Below are 5770 nucleotides of genomic sequence, written 5' to 3'. Positions count from 1 at the left end.
GGTCTATAATGCACATCCATCGGCGGTGATGCAGATAGAAACTTGTTGAAAAACAGTTACTTGTGATTAGATTGGTTGCTTTAAGTGATGAATTTGATGATGAGTTGGTTTAGAGAATAAGTTTTAAAAATATCGAAATTACCTGTTGACTTTTAAGAGATTAAGAGTAATATAGCCGACCTAGCTTGCTGGTGACGAACCAGTAAGAAGATCATTAAGAGAATTGAAGAACAACTTGTGTGGATTTTTACTGATTGATTAATCGAAATAATTTTCATTGATTGATTGGTTTAAATTACTCGAAGTTTATTTGAGCGAAATTTAAGTCAGTAATTGATGAGCCAGAATTGGCACCTTGTCTATAAATAAGGTACAAAATGATTTTAACTGAAGAGTTTGATCATGGCTCAGATTGAACGCTGGCGGCAGGCTTAACACATGCAAGTCGAGCGGGGGAAGGTAGCTTGCTACTGGACCTAGCGGCGGACGGGTGAGTAATGCTTAGGAATCTGCCTATTAGTGGGGGATAACATCTCGAAAGGGATGCTAATACCGCATACGTCCTACGGGAGAAAGCAGGGGATCTTCGGACCTTGCGCTAATAGATGAGCCTAAGTCGGATTAGCTAGTTGGTGGGGTAAAGGCCTACCAAGGCGACGATCTGTAGCGGATCTGAGAGGATGATCCGCCACACTGGGACTGAGACACGGCCCAGACTCCTACGGGAGGCAGCAGTGGGGAATATTGGACAATGGGGGGAACCCTGATCCAGCAACGCCGCGTGTGTGAAGAAGGCCTTCTGGTTGTAAAGCTCTTTAAGCGAGGAGGAGGCTACTTTAGTTAATACCTAGAGATAGTGGACGTTACTCGCAGAATAAGCACCGGCTAACTATGTGCCAGCAGCCGCGGTAATACGGAGGGTGCGAGCGTTATTCGGATTTACTGGGCGTAAAGCGAGCGTAGGCGGCTTATTAAGTCGGATGTGAAAGCCCCGGCTTAACTTGGGAATTGCATTGGAAACTGGTGAGCTTGAGTATGGGAGAGGATAGTAGAATTCCATGTGTAGCGGTGAAATGCGTAGATATCTGGAGGAATACCGATGGCGAAGGCGGCTATCTGGCCTATTACTGACGCTGAGGTACGAAAGCATGGGGAGCAAACAGGATTAGATACCCTGGTAGTCCATGCCGTAAACGATGTCTACTAGCTGTTGGGGCCTTTGAGGCTTTAGTGGCGCAGCTAACGCATTAAGTAGACCGCCTGGGGAGTACGGTCGCAAGACTGAAACTCAAATGAATTGACGGGGGCCCGCACAAGCGGTGGAGCATGTGGTTTAATTCGATGCAACGCGAAGAACCTTACCTGGCCTTGACATACTAGAAACTTTCCAGAGATGGATTGGTGCCTTCGGGAATCTAGATACAGGTGGTGCATGGTTGTCGTCAGCTCGTGTCGTGAGATGTTGGGTTAAGTCCCGCAACGAGCGCAACCCTTTTCCTTAGTTGCCAGCATTTCGGATGGGAACTTTAAGGAGACTGCCAGTGACAAACTGGAGGAAGGTGGGGACGACGTCAAGTCATCATGCCCCTTATGACCAGGGCTACACACGTGCTACAATGGTTGGTACAAAGGGTTGCTACACAGCGATGTGAAGCTAATCTCTAAAAGCCGATCTCAGTTCGGATTGTAGTCTGCAACTCGCCTACATGAAGTCGGAATCGCTAGTAATCGCGGATCAGAATGCCGCGGTGAATACGTTCCCGGGCCTTGTACACACCGCCCGTCACACCATGAGAGTTTGTTGCACCAGAAGTAGCTAGCCTAACTGCAAAGAGGGCGGTTACCACGGTGGGACCGATGACTGGGGTGAAGTCGTAACAAGGTAGCCGTAGGGGAACCTGCGGCTGGATCACCTCCTTAACGAAAGATTGACGATTGGAAGAATCCACAACAAGTTGTTCTTCATAGATGTATCTGAGGGTCTGTAGCTCAGTTGGTTAGAGCACACGCTTGATAAGCGTGGGGTCACAAGTTCAAGTCTTGTCAGACCCACCATGACTTTGACTGGTTGAAGTTATAGATAAAAGATACATGATTGATGATGTAAGCTGGGGACTTAGCTTAGTTGGTAGAGCGCCTGCTTTGCACGCAGGAGGTCAGGAGTTCGACTCTCCTAGTCTCCACCAGAACTTAAGATAAGTTCGGATTACAGAAATTAGTAAATAAAGATTGAGATCTTGGTTTATTAACTTCTGTGATTTCATTATCACGGTAATTAGTGTGATCTGACGAAGACACATTAACTCATTAACAGATTGGAAAATTGAGTCTGAAATAAATTGTTCACTCAAGAGTTTAGGTTAAGCAATTAATCTAGATGAATTGAGAACTAGCAAATTAACTGAATCAAGCGTTTTGGTATGTGAATTTAGATTGAAGCTGTACAGTGCTTAAGTGCACAGTGCTCTAAACTCAAATGTTGAAGTTACTAACTTGTAGGTAACATCGACTGTTTGGGGTTGTATAGTCAAGTTATTAAGGGCACGTGGTGGATGCCTTGGCAGTCAGAGGCGATGAAGGACGTGATAGCCTGCGAAAAGCTTCGGGGAGGCGGCAAGTATGCTTTGATCCGGAGATGTCTGAATGGGGGAACCCACTACTTTAAGGTAGGTATTGCAACATGAATACATAGTGTTGAAGGCGAACGAGGGGAACTGAAACATCTCAGTACCCGCAGGAAAAGAAATCAATTGGATTCCCTCAGTAGCGGCGAGCGAACGGGGATCAGCCCATTAAGTTATGTGTGTTTTAGTGGAACGCTCTGGGAAGTGCGAACGTAGAGGGTGATATTCCCGTACACGAAAGGGCACACATAATGATGCCGAGTACGGCGAGGCACGTGAAACCTTGTCGGAATCCGGGAGGACCATCCTCCAAGGCTAAATACTCCTACTGACCGATAGTGAACCAGTACCGTGAGGGAAAGGTGAAAAGAACCCCGGTAGGGGAGTGAAATAGATCCTGAAACCGTGTGCATACAAGCAGTGGGAGCCCGTTCGTGGGTGACTGCGTACCTTTTGTAGAATGAATCAGCGAGTTATATTCAGTAGCGAGGTTAACCGTAGAGGGGAGCCGTAGAGAAAGCGAGTCTTAATAGGGCGTTTAGTTGCTGGGTATAGACCCGAAACCAGGTGACCTATCCATGAGCAGGTTGAAGGTTCGGTAAAACTCACTGGAGGACCGAACCCATGTCGTTGAAAAGCCAGGGGATGACTTGTGGGTAGGGGTGAAATTCCAATCGAGCCTGGAGATAGCTGGTTCTCCCCGAAAGTATTTAGGTAGCGCCTCGGACGAATACCATAGGGGGTAGAGCACTGTTTCGGCTAGGGGGTCATCCCGACTTACCAAACCGATAAACTCCGAATGCCTATGATTACTATCCGGGAGTCAGACTGCGGGTGCTAAGATCCGTCGTCGAAAGGAAAACAACCCAGACCACCAGCTAAGGTCCCAAAATCATAGTTAAGTGGAAAAGGATGTGGGAAGGCATAGACAACTAGGATGTTGGCTTAGAAGCAGCCACCCTTTAAAGAATGCGTAATAGCTCACTAGTCGAGTGACCCTGCGCCGAAAATGTACCGGGGCTAAAACTATGTACCGAAGCTGTGGATGTATACTTTGTATACGTGGTAGGAGAGCGTTCTGTAAGCGATGAAGGTGTGTTGAGAAGCATGCTGGAGGTATCAGAAGTGAGAATGCCGACATGAGTAGCGAAAAATGGGTGAGAATCCCATTCACCGTAAGACTAAGGTTTCCAGGGGAAGGTTCGTCCGCCCTGGGTTAGTCGAGACCTAAGGCGAGGCCGAAAGGCGTAGTCGATGGAAAACTGGTTGATATTCCTGTACTTCTGTGTAATGCGATGAGAGGACGCAGAAGGCTAAATCAGCCTGGCGTTGGTTGTCCAGGTGAAAGGATGTAGGCATGTATCTTAGGCAAATCCGGGTACTCTATGCTGAGATGTGATGGGGAGCTGAAATTGTACAGCGAAGTGGTTGATGTCACACTTCCAAGAAAAGTCTCTAAGCTTCAGTTACACAGGAACCGTACCGCAAACCGACACAGGTAGTCAGGACGAGTAGCCTAAGGCGAGCGAGAGAACTCTGGTTAAGGAACTCGGCAAAATGACCCCGTAACTTCGGGAGAAGGAGCTGTTGTTGGTGCTGGAACTCGCTTCTGAGCTGACGACAGCCGCAGAAACCAGGCCCATGCAACTGTTTATCAAAAACATAGCTCTCTGCAAAATCGTAAGATGACGTATAGGGGGTGACGCCTGCCCGGTGCTGGAAGGTTAAGTGATGGGGTTAGCGTAAGCGAAGCTCTTGATCGAAGCCCCAGTAAACGGCGGCCGTAACTATAACGGTCCTAAGGTAGCGAAATTCCTTGTCGGGTAAGTTCCGACCCGCACGAAAGGCGTAATGATGGGGGCACTGTCTCAACCAGAGACTCAGTGAAATTGTAATACCTGTGAAGATGCAGGGTACCCGCGACAAGACGGAAAGACCCCATGGAGCTTTACTGCAGCTTGATATTGAACTTTGACCTACTTGTACAGGATAGGTAGGAGGCTTTGAAGCCGGAACGCTAGTTTCAGTGGAGGCGTCGTTGGGATACCACCCTGGTAATGTTGAGGTTCTAACTCTGTCCCGTGATCCTGGACGAGGACAGTGTCTGGTGGGCAGTTTGACTGGGGCGGTCGCCTCCTAAAGAGTAACGGAGGCGCACAAAGGTTCGCTCAGAATGGTCGGAAATCATGCGTAGAGTGTAAAGGCAAAAGCGAGCTTGACTGCGAGACCCACAAGTCGAGCAGGGACGAAAGTCGGGCTTAGTGATCCGGTGGTTCTGTATGGAAGGGCCATCGCTCAACGGATAAAAGCTACCCTGGGGATAACAGGCTTATCTCCCCCAAGAGTTCACATCGACGGGGAGGTTTGGCACCTCGATGTCGGCTCATCGCATCCTGGGGCTGTAGTCGGTCCCAAGGGTTGGGCTGTTCGCCCTTTAAAGCGGTACGCGAGCTGGGTTCAGAACGTCGTGAGACAGTTCGGTCCCTATCCGTCGTGGGCGTTGGAAATTTGAGAGGATCTGCTCCTAGTACGAGAGGACCAGAGTGGACGTACCTCTGGTGTACCAGTTGTGACGCCAGTCGCATCGCTGGGTAGCTATGTTCGGAAGGGATAAACGCTGAAAGCATCTAAGCGTGAAGCCCACCTCAAGATAAGATTTCCCTAGGACTTTATGTCCTCTAAAGAGCCGTTCGAGACTAGGACGTTGATAGGTTGGATGTGGAAGCATAGTGATATGTGAAGCTGACCAATACTAATTGCTCGTGAGGCTTGACTATACAACACCCAAGCAGTTGTATATGAAGCATCAATCGATTCTTAAATATGCAAGACAACTTGATTTAGTTATACCTCTAGCTAAAATGAACAGATAAAGTAAGATTCAATTCAGCCCAGTCTGTTACAGATTTGGAAAACGCTTCGGCATCAAATAAGACCCAAGCAAGTATCCATAAACAGTTGTGCTGGCGACCATAGCAAGAGTGAACCACCTGATCCCTTCCCGAACTCAGAAGTGAAACCTCTTAGCGCTGATGGTAGTGTGGGATTACCCATGTGAGAGTAAGTCATCGCCAGCTCATTATTCTAAACACCCCAATCTCAAAAGAGGTTGGGGTGTTTTTTTATATGCAAGAAATCAATCAATA

The 5770-nt window shown here is 48.0% G+C and carries 2 tRNA genes and 3 rRNA genes; all 5 read left to right on the top strand.

Annotated features, from left to right (window positions below):
• The first annotated feature begins 384 nt into the window (after nucleotides 1-384).
• The 5 genes from U8330_RS22395 (at nucleotide 385) to rrf (ending at nucleotide 5701) form a co-directional block, all read left to right on the top strand.
• Nucleotides 385-1920, top strand: a 16S ribosomal RNA gene (locus U8330_RS22395).
• A gap of 58 nt (nucleotides 1921-1978) precedes the next feature.
• Nucleotides 1979-2055, top strand: a tRNA-Ile gene (locus tag U8330_RS22390).
• Nucleotides 2056-2110: 55 nt separating this feature from the next.
• Nucleotides 2111-2186: transfer RNA gene (locus U8330_RS22385), tRNA-Ala, on the top strand.
• A gap of 339 nt (nucleotides 2187-2525) precedes the next feature.
• Nucleotides 2526-5401 (top strand): 23S ribosomal RNA (locus U8330_RS22380).
• 185 nt (nucleotides 5402-5586) lie between these two features.
• Nucleotides 5587-5701 (top strand): 5S ribosomal RNA (gene rrf, locus U8330_RS22375).
• The 16S, 23S and 5S rRNA genes sit together here with 2 tRNA genes alongside, the layout of an rRNA operon.
• The last annotated feature ends 69 nt before the right edge of the window (nucleotides 5702-5770 follow it).

It is taken from the genome of Rhizobium sp. CC-YZS058 (assembly GCF_034720595.1).
Classification (GTDB): Bacteria; Pseudomonadota; Alphaproteobacteria; order Rhizobiales; family Rhizobiaceae; genus Ferranicluibacter.
The sequence above is the reverse complement of the archived record's forward strand: the minus strand, read 5'-3'. Positions and strand labels throughout refer to the sequence as shown.